This window comes from Actinospica robiniae DSM 44927 (genome assembly GCF_000504285.1).
In the GTDB taxonomy this organism is placed as follows: Bacteria; Actinomycetota; Actinomycetes; order Streptomycetales; family Catenulisporaceae; genus Actinospica; species Actinospica robiniae.
In genome coordinates this window covers 4227036-4243343 of record NZ_KI632511.1, presented here as the reverse complement: position 1 = coordinate 4243343, position 16308 = coordinate 4227036, and the positions used below count along the sequence as shown (strand labels likewise).

17 protein-coding genes are annotated in these 16308 nt (G+C 70.3%); 12 read left to right on the top strand and 5 right to left on the bottom strand.

What is annotated here, in order from left to right; genetic code table 11:
• The first annotated feature begins 32 nt into the window (after positions 1-32).
• Together ACTRO_RS18020 and ACTRO_RS18015 are read left to right on the top strand one after the other, a co-directional pair.
• The gene (locus ACTRO_RS18020) at positions 33-2519 is read left to right on the top strand and encodes a beta-xylosidase/alpha-l-arabinosidase (RefSeq protein ID WP_084316360.1); all 2487 of its coding nucleotides are present in this window, start codon (positions 33-35) and stop codon (positions 2517-2519) included.
• Positions 2520-2592: 73 nt separating this feature from the next.
• Positions 2593-2964 (top strand): DUF2255 family protein, encoded by a 372-nt coding sequence (locus ACTRO_RS18015; protein WP_034264489.1) that lies wholly within the window; start codon positions 2593-2595, stop codon positions 2962-2964.
• On the opposite strand, the gene ACTRO_RS18010 is transcribed toward ACTRO_RS18015, so the two are convergent.
• Positions 2951-3484, bottom strand: a complete 534-nt coding sequence (locus ACTRO_RS18010; RefSeq protein WP_084316359.1) for an NUDIX hydrolase — start codon at positions 3482-3484, stop codon at positions 2951-2953. The genes ACTRO_RS18015 and ACTRO_RS18010 overlap by 14 nt on opposite strands.
• Positions 3485-3514: 30 nt before the next feature.
• Here ACTRO_RS18010 and ligD point away from each other — a divergent pair, with 30 nt between their 5' ends.
• Complete coding sequence (gene ligD, locus ACTRO_RS18005) at positions 3515-4366, top strand: non-homologous end-joining DNA ligase (RefSeq protein ID WP_034264486.1); 852 nt, start codon at positions 3515-3517, stop codon at positions 4364-4366.
• A gap of 69 nt (positions 4367-4435) precedes the next feature.
• Positions 4436-5005, top strand: coding sequence for a hypothetical protein (locus ACTRO_RS18000; protein ID WP_157436319.1), 570 nt, complete (start codon positions 4436-4438; stop codon positions 5003-5005).
• Positions 5006-5018: 13 nt separating this feature from the next.
• On the opposite strand, the gene ACTRO_RS17995 is transcribed toward ACTRO_RS18000, so the two are convergent.
• From ACTRO_RS17995 to ACTRO_RS17980, 4 genes are all read right to left on the bottom strand, one after another.
• Positions 5019-5762: an amino acid ABC transporter ATP-binding protein gene (locus ACTRO_RS17995; RefSeq protein WP_034275391.1), complete on the bottom strand. Its 744-nt coding sequence runs from the start codon at positions 5760-5762 to the stop codon at positions 5019-5021.
• Positions 5759-6664 (bottom strand): amino acid ABC transporter permease, encoded by a 906-nt coding sequence (locus ACTRO_RS17990; protein WP_084316358.1) that lies wholly within the window; start codon positions 6662-6664, stop codon positions 5759-5761. Before ACTRO_RS17990 ends, ACTRO_RS17995 begins: the two co-directional genes overlap by 4 nt.
• Positions 6665-6751: 87 nt before the next feature.
• The gene (locus ACTRO_RS17985; protein WP_034264480.1) at positions 6752-7669 is read right to left on the bottom strand and encodes an ABC transporter substrate-binding protein; all 918 of its coding nucleotides are present in this window, start codon (positions 7667-7669) and stop codon (positions 6752-6754) included.
• Positions 7670-7940: 271 nt separating this feature from the next.
• On the bottom strand, positions 7941-8789 hold the full coding sequence (locus ACTRO_RS17980; protein WP_034264478.1) for an SAM hydroxide adenosyltransferase: 849 nt from the start codon (positions 8787-8789) through the stop codon (positions 7941-7943).
• Positions 8790-9137: 348 nt separating this feature from the next.
• Between ACTRO_RS17980 and ACTRO_RS17975 the strand changes: the two genes are divergently transcribed.
• The 8 genes from ACTRO_RS17975 (at position 9138) to ACTRO_RS17940 (ending at position 16221) form a co-directional block, all read left to right on the top strand.
• Positions 9138-10034: a hypothetical protein gene (locus ACTRO_RS17975; protein ID WP_157436318.1), complete on the top strand. Its 897-nt coding sequence runs from the start codon at positions 9138-9140 to the stop codon at positions 10032-10034.
• Between the two features lie 74 nt (positions 10035-10108).
• On the top strand, positions 10109-10867 hold the full coding sequence (locus ACTRO_RS17970; protein WP_034264474.1) for a MerR family transcriptional regulator: 759 nt from the start codon (positions 10109-10111) through the stop codon (positions 10865-10867).
• A gap of 99 nt (positions 10868-10966) precedes the next feature.
• On the top strand, positions 10967-11524 hold the full coding sequence (locus ACTRO_RS49735) for a P-loop nucleotide/nucleoside kinase family protein (protein ID WP_245594411.1): 558 nt from the start codon (positions 10967-10969) through the stop codon (positions 11522-11524).
• A complete protein-coding gene (locus ACTRO_RS48980; protein ID WP_051451002.1) occupies positions 11515-12390 on the top strand; it encodes an AAA family ATPase in 876 nt (291 codons plus the stop codon). The genes ACTRO_RS49735 and ACTRO_RS48980 overlap by 10 nt, the downstream gene beginning before the upstream one ends.
• Positions 12387-13154, top strand: coding sequence for an HNH endonuclease family protein (locus ACTRO_RS17955; RefSeq protein WP_157436317.1), 768 nt, complete (start codon positions 12387-12389; stop codon positions 13152-13154). Before ACTRO_RS48980 ends, ACTRO_RS17955 begins: the two co-directional genes overlap by 4 nt.
• Before the next feature lie 73 nt (positions 13155-13227).
• The gene (locus tag ACTRO_RS17950; RefSeq protein ID WP_034264471.1) at positions 13228-13797 is read left to right on the top strand and encodes a GNAT family N-acetyltransferase; all 570 of its coding nucleotides are present in this window, start codon (positions 13228-13230) and stop codon (positions 13795-13797) included.
• Positions 13798-14008: 211 nt separating this feature from the next.
• A complete protein-coding gene (locus tag ACTRO_RS17945; RefSeq protein ID WP_034264467.1) occupies positions 14009-15481 on the top strand; it encodes an ABC transporter permease in 1473 nt (490 codons plus the stop codon).
• A gap of 38 nt (positions 15482-15519) precedes the next feature.
• The gene (locus ACTRO_RS17940; RefSeq protein ID WP_034264464.1) at positions 15520-16221 is read left to right on the top strand and encodes an ABC transporter ATP-binding protein; all 702 of its coding nucleotides are present in this window, start codon (positions 15520-15522) and stop codon (positions 16219-16221) included.
• Positions 16222-16308 lie beyond the last annotated feature (87 nt).

Genomic DNA, 16308 nt, shown 5'->3' with positions numbered 1-16308 from the left:
GATCGCCCCCGCAGACCTAGAAATACGGCCGCATGACCACCACCATTGACGGCTCGGACCTCGGCTTCGAAGCCGAGCCGGGCCGGTTCACCGTGTTCCCGAAGCCCGGATCCGACGACCTCCCACCGTGGCGCGACACCGCCCGGCCGGCGGGGGAGCGGGTCGCGGACCTGATCGCCCGGATGACGCTTCCCGAGAAGTGCGCCCAGCTCTACGGAGTCTGGGTGGGCGCGGACACCGAGGGCGGCGAAGTCGCCCCCCATATGCACGAGAACCTGGCCGAGCAGGTGGACCTGGACGAGCAGGCCAAGCTCGGCCTCGGCCAGCTCACCCGTCCGTTCGGCACCGCGCCGGTCGATCCGGCCCTCGGCGCGCTCTCGCTCGCCCGCACGCAGGCGGGCATCGTGGCGGCCAGCCGCTTCGGCATCCCTGCGCTGGCGCACGAGGAGTGCCTGGCCGGGTTCGCCGCCTGGGGCGCCACGATCTACCCAGTGCCGCTTTCCTGGGGTGCCGCCTTCGACCCGGAGCTGGTCGCCGAGATGGGCGCGCGGATCGGCGCGGACCTGCGCTCGGTCGGCGTGTTGCAGGGGCTCGCGCCGGTGCTCGACGTGGTGCGCGACCCGCGGTGGGGACGGGTCGAGGAAACCATCGGCGAGGACCCGTGTCTCGTCGGCACGATCGGCGCGGCCTACGTCAAGGGCGTGCAGTCGACGGGCGTGGTGGCCACGCTCAAGCACTTCGCCGGGTACTCCGCCTCGACCGGCGCGCGCAACCATGCGCCCGTCCGGATGGGCGCTCGTGAGTTCGCCGATGTGATTTTGCCGCCGTTCGAGCACGTCGTGCGCACGATCGGGGCCCGCTCGGTGATGCACGCCTACACCGAGGTGGACGGCGTTCCGGCGGCCGCGGACGCCAAGCTGCTGACGGGTCTGCTGCGCGAGCAGTGGGGCTTCACCGGCACCCTGGTGGCCGACTACTTCGGCATCGGCTTCCTGCACTCGGCGCACGCGGTGGCCGTCGACGATACGGATGCCGCACGTCAGGCGCTCGCCGCGGGCGTCGACGTGGAGCTGCCGACGGTGCACACATACGGCCGGCGACTGGTGGACGCGGTGACCGCCGGGCGGATCCCGGAGGCGCACGTCGACCGCGCAGTCACCCGCGTGCTGACGCAGAAGTGCGAGCTCGGGCTGCTCGACCCGGACTGGTCGCCCGTTCCGCCGGTGCTGCGCGACGCCGTAGGCGAATCCGCGGATCCGGCGCAGCTGCCGGAACCGGCGCCCGGAAGCGTCGACCTCGACACGCCTGCGAACCGGGCGCTCGCTCGGAGTCTCGCGGAGCAGTCGGTGATCCTGCTGGACAACAAGCAGGGCCTGCTGCCGCTGCAGAAGCAGAGCATTGGCAAGGTCGCTGTGGTCGGCCCGCTGGCCGACGAGGCGTTCGCGATGCTCGGCTGCTACTCGTTCCCCATGCACGTCGGACCGCAGCACCCTGAGGTGCCGATCGGCCTCCGGATCCCCACGATTCTCGAAGCCCTGCGCGACGAGCTGCCGCAGACCGAGATCGCCACTGCGCGCGGCTGCGCGGTCGTGGGGCCGAATGAGGATTCTGACGACTTCGAGCGCGCCATCGCCGCGGCACTGGACGCAGATGTCTGCGTTGCCGTGCTCGGCGACCGGGCCGGCCTCTTCGGTCGCGGTACCAGCGGCGAGGGCTGTGACGCGGCGGACCTGTCGCTTCCCGGCGAGCAGGGCGCGCTGCTCGAAGCGTTGCTCGCCACCGGCACGCCGGTCGTGCTCGTGCTCTGCACCGGGCGGCCTTACGCCCTCGGCGAGTACGCGGACCGCGTCGCGGCCGTCGTGCAGACCTTCTTCCCCGGTGAGGAAGGCGCGAGCGCTGTCGCCGGAGTGCTCACCGGCCGGGTCAACCCGTCGGGTCGGCTGCCCGTCAGTGTGCCGCGGAGCGTGGGCGGCGATCCGTGGACGTACCTGCAGCCGCAGCTCGGCCTGGCCAACACGATCAGCAACATCGATCCGACGCCGCTGTTCCCCTTCGGCCACGGCCTGAGCTACACCGAGTTCGCCTGGGAGGACTACGCGGTCACCTCGGACGAGATGCCGGTCGACGGTACGTTCGAGCTCGAACTCACCGTGCGCAACACCGGCGAGCGGGCCGGCAGCGACGTCGTGCAGCTCTACCTGCACGACCCGTACGCGCAGACCACCCGGCCCTGGGCCCGCCTCGTCGGCTACGCCAAGGTGGCGCTGGAACCGGGCGAGGCCAAGCGAATCCGGTTCACCGGGAGTGCCGACCTCACCGCCTTCACCGGGCGCGAGGGCACGCGCATCGTCGAGCCCGGAGACATCGAACTCTGGCTTGCCGGCGCGGCTTCGCCTGACGCGATCCGCCACCGCGCGCTGGTCGAGGTCACCGGTGCGGTCCGCGAGCTCGGCCACGGCGGCACGAGCGGCAGCCTCGCGGCGGAGGTGCAGGTCAACCCGGTTTCGCTCACCCGCTAGGGCGGTTTCGGTCGCCTGGCGTGGCCCTTCGGGTGAGGATGGGTTCCGACCCCGATGCGAAGGAGCCGTGCCCATGTGGACCGAGCAGCAGCTCATCGAAATCGACCGGACGGACGAACTGCAGATCGCGCCCCGCCGTAAGGACGGCAGCCTGGCCACCCCGCGGATCGTGTGGGGTGTCCGGGTGGGCGACGACGTGTACATCCGTTCGGTACGCGGCGAGAGCGGCGGTTGGTACCGCACGACTCGGTCCAGCCACGAGGGCCACGTCACGGCGGGTGATGTGGACGCCGACGTGGCCCTGGCGGACATCGGTGCGAGCGACAAGGTCGGCGACCGGATCGACGCCGCCTACCGGGACAAGTACAGCCGCTATCCCGGGCCGGTGGCCAGCATCACCGCCGACGAGGCGCGGGCCACCACGCTGAAGCTCAACCCTCGGTGACCGGCCCGCCGAACGGCGCGGACGGCGCCGGGGGCACGGTCGGCCCGCCGAACAGCCGCTCGCCCGCCAGCAACCGGGCGAGCGGCGGCCGGATGTCGGCGGGGACGAGGTTCACCTCGTCGAACGCGTCGGCCCCGGCCCAGACCAGCTCGTAGCTGTTCTCGGGCCGGTTCCGTTCCGCTTCCTCACCGGACAGTCGGATGGTGCCGGTGACGTCGGTCATCAGGAAGTAGGAGGCGGCGCGACCGTTGTGCCGGCCGGTCCACAGCAGATGGCTGATACGCGCGGAAAGCCCTGTCTCCTCGCGCAATTCGCGTAGTACCGCCTGCTCGAAGGTCTCACCCGCTTCGACATGGCCGCCGGGCAGGACGGCGTAGTGGTGGCCGGGGCAGCGCGGTCCGGGACAGCCCAGGTCGATGCATCGATCGCACTCGGCCGCGAGCGCCCTCCGCAGGTAGCGCTTCATGATCAGGGCTCGATGACCGTCGATGACTACTGCGACCGCGCGCGGAGTGTCCATACATCCATCGATACCGGAATCCCCGAACTCATGCCCGAGCGGATGGTCACGCAGGTCGGCAGCAGGCGGGTCACGATCTCCCACCTGGACAAGCCACTGTGGCCGGATTTCTCCAAGGCCCAGATGCTCGACTACTACCTGCACGTCGCCGACTTCCTGCTTCCGCACATCCGGCGTCGTCCGGCCTCGTTCCTGCGTACTCCGGACGGTTCCACCGGCCCGCGCTTCTTCACTCACGAGGCGCCGCCCGGACTGCCGAAGTGGATCCACAAGGTGCCCAAGGCTGATCACACGCATGTCGCAGTCGACGACATCGAGACGCTGATCGCGGTGGCGAACTACTACTGCGTGGAGATCCACGTTCCGCAGTGGACCGCTGAGACGGGCCCGGACCTGCACGACCAGATCGTCTTCGACCTCGACCCGGGGGAGGGCGCGGACATCGGCACCTGCTGCAAAGTCGCGTTGCTGGTGCACGAAATGCTCGCCGAGGACGGGTTCGACAGCTTCGTGACGACCACCGGCGGCGCAGGGCTGCACCTCTACATATCGCTGGATCCGCCTTGGCTGATCGACGACGCCGTCGCGTACGCGAAGTCGATCGCGCAGCGACTGAGTGCCGCGCACCGCGATCTGATCACGCACGTCCGCGGCGCGAAAGCCCGTGCCGGCGGCAAGGTTCTGGTCGACTGGGCGCAGAACCATTCCCGCGCCACCACCAGTGCGCCCTACACGCTGCGCGCACGCGAGGCGGCCCCGGCCGTCTCCACGCCACTGGAATGGCACGAGGTCGAGCGGGCCGATCCTGACAGCCTGGACTTCAGCCCCGCCGACGTCCTCGAACGCATCACAGAACTCGGAGACCTCACCGGTATGTCCTGAACGCCAGCCCTAGCCGGGTTTTTACGCGACCTTACGCGCCGCTTATCACCCGCGTCATAGGCTGCTCACATGAAGCTGACGATGCGTAGGGCGGCCATGGCGACGGCCGGCGTGGTCGCGGCCGGGGGACTGGTGCTCGGCGGAACCGAGGCCTTCGCTTCCTCGCCCGGGTTCGTCAACACAAGCAACGCCGCCGCCGCGAACCCGACGGCTTCGGCCTCGGCCAAGGCGGGCTGCAAGCCGGCAGCCAAGGCCAAGCATCCGCGTGCCTGTGCCGGGCGCCGGGCCGTCGCACGCCGCGATGCCAGAGCACTGCTACGCGGTCGCGGTGTGCACGGACAGGAGACGGTCAAGGCAGCCGACGGATCCTTCGCCGTGCAGGAGTGGCAGACCGGCAAGGTCGCCTCGATCAACGGCGACGCCGTCACCGTGACCGACGCCTCCGGCACGACCTGGACCTGGACCGTCCAGTCGAGCACCCGCTACCGCATCTCCGGGAACCAGAAGGGCTCGCTGAGCGGCGTGCACGCCGGCGATACCGTCCTGCTCACCGGCGTGCAGAACGGCAGCGCCAACGATGTGAAGGCACTGACAGAGGTCACCGGCACCGCGAAGACGACCGCGAAGGCGAATTCGTAAGGGCCCTGCGGCTCTACTTGTGTTCCAGCACCCGGGCCAGGAAACGCTGCGTGCTCGGGTGCTGCGGGTCGCTGAGCACCTGCTCGGCCGTGCCTTGCTCCCGGATCACGCCACCTTCCAGGAAGCAGACGTGGTCCGCGGCGTGCCGGGCGAAGCCCATCTCGTGCGTGGCCATCAGGATCGTCAGGCCGCGCTGCTTGAGGTCGGTGACCACGTCGAGCACCTCGCCGACCAGCTCCGGGTCGAGCGCGGCGGTGATCTCGTCGAACAGCAGCAGTTCCGGCTGGGTCGCCAGGGCCCGCGCGATGGCGACGCGCTGCTGCTGGCCGCCGGAGAGCCGGTCGGGGTAGTCCTTCGCCTTCTCGGCCAGGCCCAGCCGGCTGAGCAGCTCCATCGCGTACAGCTCCGCGTCGCGCCGCGGCGTCTTGTGCGCCCTGCGCGGCGCCAGCGTCACGTTGGCGAGCACGTTCATGTTCGGGAACAGGTTGTAGGACTGGAAGACCACGCCGATGCGCCGCCGGGCCGCGTCCGCGTCGAGACGCGGATCGGTCAGTTCGGTCTCGCCGAGGTGGATAGTGCCGTCGTCCACGGTGTCGAGCAGGTCGACGCACCGCAGCAGGGTCGACTTGCCCGAGCCCGAGCCGCCGATCAGGCAGACGACCTGGTGCTCGGACACGTCCAGGTCGACCGACTCGAGCACCGTCCGGCCGTCGTACTGCTTGCGCAGACCTCTGATGCGCAGCAACGCCTCGTTCATCGTGCCTCCGCCCACTGCCGCTCGATCGCCCTGCGCTGCAACCAGTCGGCGTACCGGGCGATCGGGATCGTCACCGCGATGAAGAGCACTGCCGCGGCGAGGTAAGGGGTGTAGTTGAAGTCGGCGTACGAGGCGATCTGGGCCTGTCGCAGCGCCTCGAGCGGGCCGAGCGTGGCGACCAGCGCGGTGTCCTTCTGCAGCGAGATGAAGTCGTTGAGCAGCGGGGGCACCACGTTGCGGACCGCCTGCGGCAGGACCACGTGCCGCAGGGTCTGGTGCTCGTTCAGCCCGAGTGCCTTGGCCGCGTTGCGCTGTGCCGGGTGCACCGAGTTCAGACCGGCCCGGAACACCTCGCCGACGTACGCGCCGTAGGAGAGCACCAGGGCGATGCAGCCGAGCACGACCGGGGACGAGGGCGTGCCCTGCAACTGCAACGCGGGCAGGCCGAAGCCGATCAGGAACACCAGCAGCAGCGTCGGCACGCCGCGGAACACGTCCACGTACAGGGTCGCGGCCCAACGGATCGGCGCCAGGCCCGGCGCCCTGGTCACCCGGGTCAGCGCGATCGCCAGGCCCAGGACCAGGATCAGCACTTCGGAGACCACGAACATCTGCACATTGAGCCAGAAGCCGTGCAGGATCTGGCCGAAGTGCTGGCGGAACTCGGTGCCGTTGAGGAACTTCTGGTGCACCAGGTCCCAGCCGGGCGAGGACACCACGGCCACGGCCACGACGACGATCAGGACGAGCCCGCACACGCCGGCGATCAGCCGTTCCCGGCGTTTGCGCGCCGCCCGGTAGCGTTCGCGCTCCAACTGGACGGCGCTCTTGGTGTATCCGGTCCCGCCGGTGCCGGCCGGAGTCGGCGTCGGCGTGGGCGCGGCCGCGGTATATTCGCTCACGCAGCCACCTCGCTGGCGCTCGGTAGGCGCTCTCGCGAACGCGCTGTGTTTATTGATGAGCTCGCAAGCTCGCTCATGGCTTAATCTCTACTGCTTCAGCTCGGGGACGTCGGCGGAGGCCGAGAGCCACTGGTCGGTGATGGTCTTGAGCTCGCCGCTGGAGGTCAGCTTGGCGATCGCCTGGTCGACGCAGGCGGTCAGGCCGCTGCCCTTGGCCAGCAGCAGGCCGAACTGCTCGGGCGCGCTGTCGCCGTCGTAGCTGAACTGGCCGAGGATCTTGCCGCCGGTCAGCTCCGCGCTGGCCAGGTAGAAGACCGTCGGCATGTCCGTGACGATCGCGTCGACCTGGCCGTTCTGCAGCGCGGAGACCTCGTCGTCGGTGGAGTTGAACACCGAGACCTGCTTGCTGGGCTTGAGGATGTCGTTGACGGCCTGGTAGCTCGTGGTGCCCACCTGCACGCCGATCTTGGCGTCCTTGAGCTGCGCGAGCGAGGTGGCCCCGGCGTACTTGGACTTGTTCAGCACCAGCACGCCCTGGTTCGCGGTGTAGTAGCCGGTGGAGAAGTCCACCGACTGCGCGCGCTGCGGGGTGATGGAGACCTCGTTGATGTCGAAGTCGAAGCTCTTGCTGCCCGGCGCGTAGGAGTCGTCGAACCCTTCGACGACCCACTTCACCTGGTCCTTGCTGAAGCCGAGCTGCTGGGCGACGGCGTAGGCCACGGCGGACTCGAAGCCCTTGCCGTCCGACGGGTCGTTGTTGTCGAACCAGGGCGAGTAGGCCGGGGAGTCGGTGGCGATGGTCAGCTGGCCCTTTTTGTACAGCGCCAGGGTGGCCGGCGTGCAGCTGAGCGCCGAAGCCGAAGTGCTGGAGGCGGCCGCGGCCGACGTGGTCGAGGCCTTGGGCGCGCACGCGGAGGCGGTCAGCGCGACCGACGCGGCGGCGGCGAGGCCGAGGGCGGCACGAGTGCGGCGGGGCAGGAGACGGCGGGGCCGGGAGGAGGACAAGGGAACACCTTCGCTGGGGTCCGGAATCGAGCGTACAAAAAACTGGGGAACGCGGGGGCACGCGGCCGGCGATGGGCCGGCGACCGGCTAGCGACACAGATCGGCGGCGCACCGCGCGTGGTCGACGTGCCGGCGGCGTACCAGCGGGCTGCTTCCGGACATGTCTTCCAGCATCTCCGGCGGCTTCCCGGCGTGTCAATCGGGATGGTTGCGATTCGATGACGAACCGGTCCCGTCTCGGATTTCGTCTCGGTATGTGAACTGCTTAAGCTCAGCCGACGAGCTCCGGGACCGGCGCGCAGACCTGGTCGCCCTCGCGCAAGCCGAAGAGCGCGGCCGCGGAACCGCCGCGCACCACCAGTTCCGCGAAGCCGATGCCGGAGCTGCCGGTGACCACGCCGGCCTCGCCGCGCGGCACGTCCGGCAGCCGGTCGTAGCAGCGCACCCGGTGCACCGCGCCGGCCGCGTCGGTCAGCTCCACCTCGGCGCCGGCGGCGTAGCCGGGCAGTTCGGCCGCGGGGGCGTCCAGCTTGCAGTTGCCGAAGTTGTCCACCACCGCGACCCGCAACGCCCGCGACGCCACCGGGATCTCGAGCACCTCGGTGCGCGCCGGCACCGGGCGCCCGTCCACGAGCCAGCGGGCCAGCAGCGGCACGTACCAGAGGCTGCGGAACTGGGTGCGCGCGATCTCGTCGATCTCGGCCGGGGTGAACTCGGCCCACTGCGCCGCGGCCGCTTCGAGCGCCTCGCGCACGTCGGTGACCTCCACCGCGGTCACGCCCAGGTGCCGGCGCACCGGCTCGAGCACGCGCGGATTGAGGGTGCTGATGACGAGGTGGTCCCGGTAGCGGAAGTAGCAGAACGGCACGCCGTTGGGCCAGTGCCCGTCCCGCGGCGCGATGTTCACCAGGACCACCGTCGGCCGGCCGGCGCCGCCGAGCAGGTCGGTCGAGCGCAGCACGTCGAGCAGGGTGAGGGCGGCGGCGCCCTCCGGGTCCGGCCCGGCCAGCGGCAGCACGGTCGGCGCGGCGCCGAAGAGCGCGGCCAGCCGGGCGCTCTGCCGGGCCACGGCGTTCGGGTCGCAGCAGTCTGTCAGCGAGATGATCGGCGGGTTCGCCATGGCGGGTCTCTTTCGGCTTCGAGCGGTCAGGCGGGCGGTGGAGCGGCGGGGGGTCGAGGAGGGCGGTGAGCGCTCGCAGACACGAAAAAGGACCCCTCCGTTTCCGGAGGGGTCCGACGCGTTTCTCGCGTGCGCACGGCTTCGCTAGCGAAGCGCCTCCGGGAGCGGGGGCATCATTCGCATCATCATGGCGAAGGCGGTGGTACGCGGCATGAAAGGCAGACTAACACAGCTTTCGCGCCGTTCTGTCCCGGGACTGTTGTTCCGAAGCCGTGTCAAAGCTGTATTCCGATGCGCCCTGGTCCTGTGCCACGATTGCGCCGGTGGCTCAAGCTGTGGGGGTTTGACATGTCCGTGGGTGTTCGGCGCGCGCTGACGACGGCGACGGCCGTGGCGTCCTGTACAGCGGTGGCGGTGCTGTGCGCCTCCCCCGCCTGGGCCGCGCACGGCGGGGGGCAGGGGCAGGGCGGGTGCGACTTCGGCACCCTCTTCTACACGCCCAACGGCCAGCCGCCGGTGGTGACCACGACGAACGCGACGGCGCTCGGCAGCGGCCGGCTGACCGACATCAGCTCGTACGACATGGACGGCGTCAGCGCGGTGCTGAGCGTCGCGCCGCCCGGAGGCAGCTCGACCCCGGGCGGTTCCGGCACGCCGGAGCTCTCCTTCCGGGTCGACGGCGGGCCCTGGCAGCCCGTCAGGCTGACCTGGAACGGCCTGTCCGGGCCGGGTGCGGCCTGGCGCAGCGCGAATCTGGACCTCGGCATCGATCTCGGCGGGCACAGCAGCGCCGCACTCGACCTCGAGACCGAGTTCACCTCGACCAGCCCGGGCGGCCAGTACGTCGACCAGCTCACCTTCAACGCCGACAGCTGCGGTGCCAAGACCCTCGGGGCCGGCCTGAACTTCGCGGACTACGAGCCGGCCGCCGTGCCCAAGACGAGCCCGACTCCGAGCCTGACCCCGACCAAGAAGCAGTCCGCCCCGGTCGTCCGGCTGAGCACGCCGGCCTCGCACAGCCCGAAGCCCTCGACCGCGCCGCCCAAGACGCACTCGGCCAAGCCCTCGGCGACACCGTCGGAGCTGAAGATCAACTTCGTCCAGGTGCTGCCGAGCTCACAGGCCGTGGCCTCGAGCGCGGAGGGCGACAAGGGCGTGCCCGACGGCGTGCTCGCCGTCGTGGCGGTCGTGTTCCTCGGCGGGCTGGTCTGCATCCGCGCGGTGCGCCGGCACAAGTCGTCTTGACCTTGCCGTAGCGTCAACCCGTAGCGTCGAAGACGTGGCCGCGACCTGCGGCCGCGCCGATGGAGGGTGGAGCGATGGCCTGGTCGATCACCGAGGTCGCCAAGTTCTCCGGCCTGACCTCCCGCACCCTGCGCCACTACGACGAGATCGGCCTGCTGCCCCCGGCGTTCGTCGGGGCCAACGGCTACCGCCACTACGGCGAGGACGAACTGCTCCGGCTGCAGCGGATCATGGTGCTGCGCGAGCTCGGCCTGCCGCTGCCGCGGATCGCCGAGGTGCTCGACGCGCAGACGGACCGGGTCGAGGCGCTGCGCGAGCATCTGCGGATGCTGCTGGCCGAGCGCGACCGGCTCTCCCGGCTCGCCGCGACCGTGGCGCGCACCATCGGCGAACTCGAGGACGAAACCGGAGGAAGAGCCGTGGGCATCCAACGGCCGGAGAACCTGTTCGAGGGCTTCGACGACACGCAGTACGCGGACGAGGCGCGGGAGCGCTGGCCGGCGCAGTTCGCGCGCTCCCAGGCCTACGCGGCCACGCTCAGCGAGCAGGACAAGCAGGAGATGGGCCGCGAGAACACCGCGGCGATGATCCGGATGGCCGAGTTGATGGCCGCCGGCACGCCGGTCGAGGACCCGGCCGTGCTGGACGAGACGGACCGCCACTACCGGTTCATCGCGCGGTTCTGGACGCCGGACGCGGCCGCGTACAAATGCCTGGGCTTGATGTACGTGGACGATGAGCGCTTCACCGCGACCTACGACCGGATCGCCGTCGGACTGGCCGCGTACTACCGCGACGCGATGGCGGCATACGCCGACGCACGGCTGGACTGAGCAGGGGAAAGGACCGCCCGACGGGGCGGTCTGACGGGTCGGCAGCTGACGGCCCGTATCCTCTTGCCGGGCGGGGTGCGGACCGGATAGGACTGGGGCGTGAAAATCGCACCGGGACCCATGGTCCTTGTCAACGGGTTGCCCGGAGCGGGCAAATCCACCCTCGCCCGCGCGCTCTCGCGGCGCATGGCCCTGCCGCTCTTCTCCAAGGACGCCATCAAGGAGGCGTACTCGGACGTGTTCGGGATAGCCCCCGGCGAGGGCCGGGCTCGAGAAGAGTGGGATCTGGCGCACGGCGCGGCCGCCTCCGAGACGATGTGGGTGCTCGCGGCCGACGCCCCGGGCGGTGCGATCCTCGAATCCTGGTGGCCGCGCGAGCGGATGTCCTACGTCGAGGCCGGGCTGCGCCGGGCCGGGATAGCGCACCCGATGACCGTGCTCTGCGATGTGCCCTACGACCTGGCCCGGCAGCGCTTCGTGCAGCGGGTGCGCGACGGCGCCCGCCACCCGATCCACCGCGACACCACCGATCCGGCCGACTACGACCGCGATTGGAAGCAGACCGAGCCGCTCTCGGTCGGCCCGGTGCTGCGGGTGGACACGAGTGGATCGGTCGATCTCGAGCCGGTGGTGACGTGGATCGAGTCGTGTATCTGATCCGCGTCGACGTGCCCGACGCGCGCGATCCGCGTCGGACACGGCATTCTCGGCTGGAGTTCACCCGGCCCGACGGCGACTTCGCGGGCTGGACCGTCGTGGTCGGACGGAGCCAGACGGGCAAGAGCAGGCTGCTGGCGGAGATCTCGCTCGCGGCGGACGGCGTGGCCGGCGAGGACCCCTACGCGGTGGCCTGGTCCGGCGAGGCCGCGCCGATCTGCCTCTACTACGTCGAGCGGCGGCCGGCCGCAGCGAGCGTCGCGGCCACAACGGACTCCGACGAGGTCGATATCGAGCTCATTGCCGGGCTCGACCCGGTCGAGGACATCCACATCGCCACGTTCGCCCTCGAAATCTCGCAGGCACTGCGCCATCGCGGCGCCGACCGGGACGCGGCCGCCGTCGTGCTGATCGACGACGTGGAGGCGCACCTGCACCCGGTCTGGCAGCGGCGGATCGGCCCGTGGCTCACCAGCCGATTCCCGCGCACGCAGTTCATCGCCACGACTAATAGCCCTTACGTCTGCCAGGCCGCTGACCCCGGCGGCCTGATCCGGCTTCTCGGCCCGCGCGAGCACTACGCCGCGGAGGTGGTCGGGCCGGAGCTCTACCAGCGCGTGGTCTACGGCTCGGCCGACGACGCCGCACTCTCCGAACTGTTCAACCTCGACTCGGCGTATTCCGAGCGGGCGCAACGGATCCGAGCCGAGCTCGTCGAGCTGGAACGGGAGATCGTGCGCGGCCGGGCGAGCGCGGCCGAGGAGGTACGGCACCGCGAACTCAGCCGCCTGCTCACCAGCTCCACCTCGGCGCGGGCCGACGAGATCGCGGTGCGCCGCCGGGAACGACGGCGGGAAGAGCGGTGATTCCGATCACCCGGCTCGAATTGCCCGAACACACCCGGCGCGGCCTGCAGGAGCAGACCTCGAAGATAGCCGCCGCCCGGGACCGGCTGCGTGAGGCGCATCGCTTGTGGCAGAACCGGATCGTGCGCACCTCCATCCTGCCGACGCTGCGCGCGACCCTCGCCGACATGTCGCCGGGAATCAAGCGGTGCATGTACTGCGGCGACAGCCTCGGCACCGACATCGAGCACTTCGAACCGGTCAAGATCCGCCCGATCCGCACCTTCGACTGGCACAACCATCTGCTCGCCTGCTCGTACTGCAACAGCCGGCAGAAACAGGACAAGTTCCCGCTCGCCGCCGACGGCACCCCGTTGTTGCTCGATCCCACCCTCGACGACCCGGCCGAGCACCTGCATCTCGCTCTCGCCGCGGGCGTCTACGTCGACCTGACGCCGCGCGGCAAGGCCACCATCGACCTGTTCGACCTCAACCGCGGCGAACTGGTCAAGGGCCGCGACCACGCGCTGCGGGCGAACCGCCGGCTGCTGCGCGACTGGCGTGAGGCGGCCGAGGACGACGACGTCGACGCAGTCCACGAATGCCTCTGCGACCTGCGTGAACAGCCCGTGGCCGAGGTCGCCCTGGCATTGCTGCAGCAGGCCAACAGCGCCGCCGTGGCGCAGCTGTTCGCGCGCGATCCGGCCACGCTCGCCCATCTGCGCCGGCCCGAGACACTCGCCCTTGCCGCCGAGGTGTTCACCACCTCCGCGGCCGACTGGTGAGCGGGCGCGGCCAGTGGGACGCATCTGGTACAAAGGTGATCGGCGCACGACGCGATCTTGGGGAAGGGGCCGGATGAAACTCGAACCGCTGCACCTGACCGCCGGCCACTACTACCTGCGTCCGCCGGAGCAGGCCGACCAGGAGGCGATCGGCGAAGCCCTGCGCGACGCCGACATCCTGCGCTGGAACGCCGGCCTGAAGATGGCTCTGGCGCCCGAGGCCGAGCGCGCGGCGATGTGGCTGCGCCTGCGCGCCCACGGCTGGACCGCCGGCACCGCCGCGTACTTCGTCGTGCTGGACGTGACCGGCGGCGAGCTGCTCGGCACCGTCGGCATCCGCGACATCGACCGGCTGCCGCAGCAGGGTCTGTCCTCGTACTGGACCGTGCCCGCCGCCCGCGGCCGAGGCGTGGCCGCCGCCGCGCTCGAGACGGTCAGCGCCTGGGCGCAGGCCCCGGTCGACTTCGGCGGCCTCGGACTGATCCGGCTCTCCCTCGACCACGCGCTGGCCAACCAGGCCTCCTGCCGGGTCGCGGAGAAGAGCGGGTACGCGTTCGAAGGCGTCATGCGCTCCTCGTTCCTCGACCCCGACGGCGTGCGCCACGACTCCCACCTGCACGCCCGGATCGCACCGGCCCGCTGATCCCGCTGCCCCGCAAGGGATCCGGCGTCGCCGGGCCCTGATCCATCTCCAGGGTCTGAGAGAAACCCAAGAACCGCGTCACAGTCGCGTGACTAAGCGCGCTCTCATCCACGGCTCACCGGCCCACCAGTTCCAGGCCCCAGATTGCTCTCGAACGCGCAGGCGGCACGCCCGCGCTCCGACGATCTCGACCAGACCCCAGGGGCCATCGATGTTCTTCACCTACCTGGGCCGGGAGCTGCGCAGGCGCAGTCGCCAAGCCCTCGTCATCGCGCTCGGACTGGCGCTCGGCATCGGACTGACCATCACCGTCAGCGCCTACTCGGCCGGCGTGAAGGCGGCCCAGACGCAGGTGCTCAAGTCCCTCTACGGTGTCGGCACCGACATCACCGTCACCCAGACGGCCACCCGCGGCTCCGGCGGCGACCAGACCTTCGGCGCCCAGGGCCAGAGCCAGACCGGCTCCGGCACGAAGACCACCTCGGTCAGCCAGGACACCGCGCGGGTCACGCCCGGCACCGGCACGATCGCCGGCGCCACGCTGACCAAGATCCAGAAGCTGTCCGGCGTCTCCGGCGCGGTCGGCAGCCTCTCGCTCTCCGACTTCAACGTCTCCGGCGCGCTCAAGCAGTCGGTGACGCAGGTGCCGGACAGCCAGAGCACCTCCGGCGCCGGGCGCTACAACGGCGGCGGTGGCGGGGGCGGCAGCTTCCAGGCCGGACCGCCGTCCTTCAGCGGCAGCTTCAGCCAGACCACCATCGAGGGCGTCGACGTCACCGACTCCTCGATCGGCCCGCTCTCCTCGCTCTCCCTCAGCTCCGGCCGCGCCCTGGCCGCGAGCGACGCCAAGGCCAAGGTCGCCGTCGTCAACAAGAGCTACGCGACCCAGAAGTCCATCAAGGTCGGTAGCACCCAGACGCTCGGCGGCACCAAGTTCACCGTCGTCGGCATCGTCTCCACGACGTCGTCCGAGGACTACTTCATCCCGCTGTACGAGGCCCAGACGATCTCGGACAACGCGAACAAGGTCACCACGGTCTACGTGAAGGCCGCGAGCAGCACCCAGATCGACTCCGTCGCCAGTTCGATCAAGAAGACCGCCTCCGGCTCGACCGTCTCGACCTCGGCCCAGCTCGCCAGCTCCGTCAGCGGCTCGCTCTCCTCGGCCGGCTCGCTGATCGTCAACCTCGGCAAGTGGCTCTCGATCGCCGTGCTGGCGGCCGCGTTCCTGGTCGCGGTGCTCTTCACGGTCTCCGCCGTGAGCCGGCGCACCCGGGAGTTCGGCACGCTCAAGGCGATCGGCTGGACCTCGCGCCGGGTGGTGCGCCAGGTGATCGGCGAGTCCATCGTCACCGGCATCGTCGGCGGCGCGCTCGGCGTCGGCATCGGCTTCGCCGGCGCGGCGGCCATCAAGAAGTTCGCCCCGACGCTCACCGCCTCCGGCACCACCAGCAACGCCAGCAACACCAACGGCGGTAGCTTCCCGGGCGGCGGCAACGCCCCCGGCGGCGGCGCCGCGAACACCGCCAACGACATCGTGGTGCACCTGGGCGCCCCGGTCAGCCTGGGCATCCTCGGCCTCGCCGTGGCCCTCGCCGTGCTCGGCGGCCTGCTTGCCGGCGGCATCGGCGGCTGGCGCGCCTCCTCCCTCCGCCCGGCCGACGCCCTGAGCAAGGTCGCCTAGGACCTGCGTCTCCGGGCTTTCGCTTCCGAAGGAACAACATGTATGAGATCAGTGGTCTGACCAAGGTTTATCAGGGCAAGGGCAAGAACGAGAAGGTGCACGCGCTTCAGGGTGTGGACGTGGTGATCCCGGACAACGACATGCTCGCGATCCAGGGTCCGACCGGGCATGGGAAGTCGACGCTGCTGCAGTTGCTGGGCGGTCTGGACCGGCCGACGGGCGGTTCGCTGAAGTTCGACGGCCAGGAGATGGCGAAGATGGGGGAGATGTCGCTGACGAAGCTGCGTGCGCAGAACTTCGGCTACATCTTCCAGGGCTTCAACCTGATCCCGACCCTCACCGCGCAGGAGAACGTCGAAACCGCGCTCGTGCCGATGGGTGTCTCCAAGGCCGAGCGGCGCGAGCGGGCCGCGAAGGCGCTGACGGACGTCGGCCTCGGCGAGCGTCTGGGCCACCTGCAGACGGAGCTCTCCGGCGGGCAGCAGCAGCGTGTCGCGATCGCGCGGGCGCTGGTGAAGGAGCCGAAGGTGATCCTGGCCGACGAGCCGACCGGAAACCTCGACGAGGAGACCCGGGACGACATCTTCGGCCTGCTGGAGAACCTGTGGGCGGACCGCGGCCTGACCGTGATCATGGTCACGCACGACTCGGCCCTGTCCAAGCGCGTGCCCCGGCTGGCGCAGATCAAGCACGGCAAGCTCACCATCAAGCGCGAGCGCGCCGCGGTGGCCGGAGCCTAGCCGCCGGGAGCCGGGTGGTGGGCCGCCTGCGCTCGAGGCGGCTCTTCACCCGGCTCTCATCGCCCTCTCATGAGAGCTTGCCAGGCT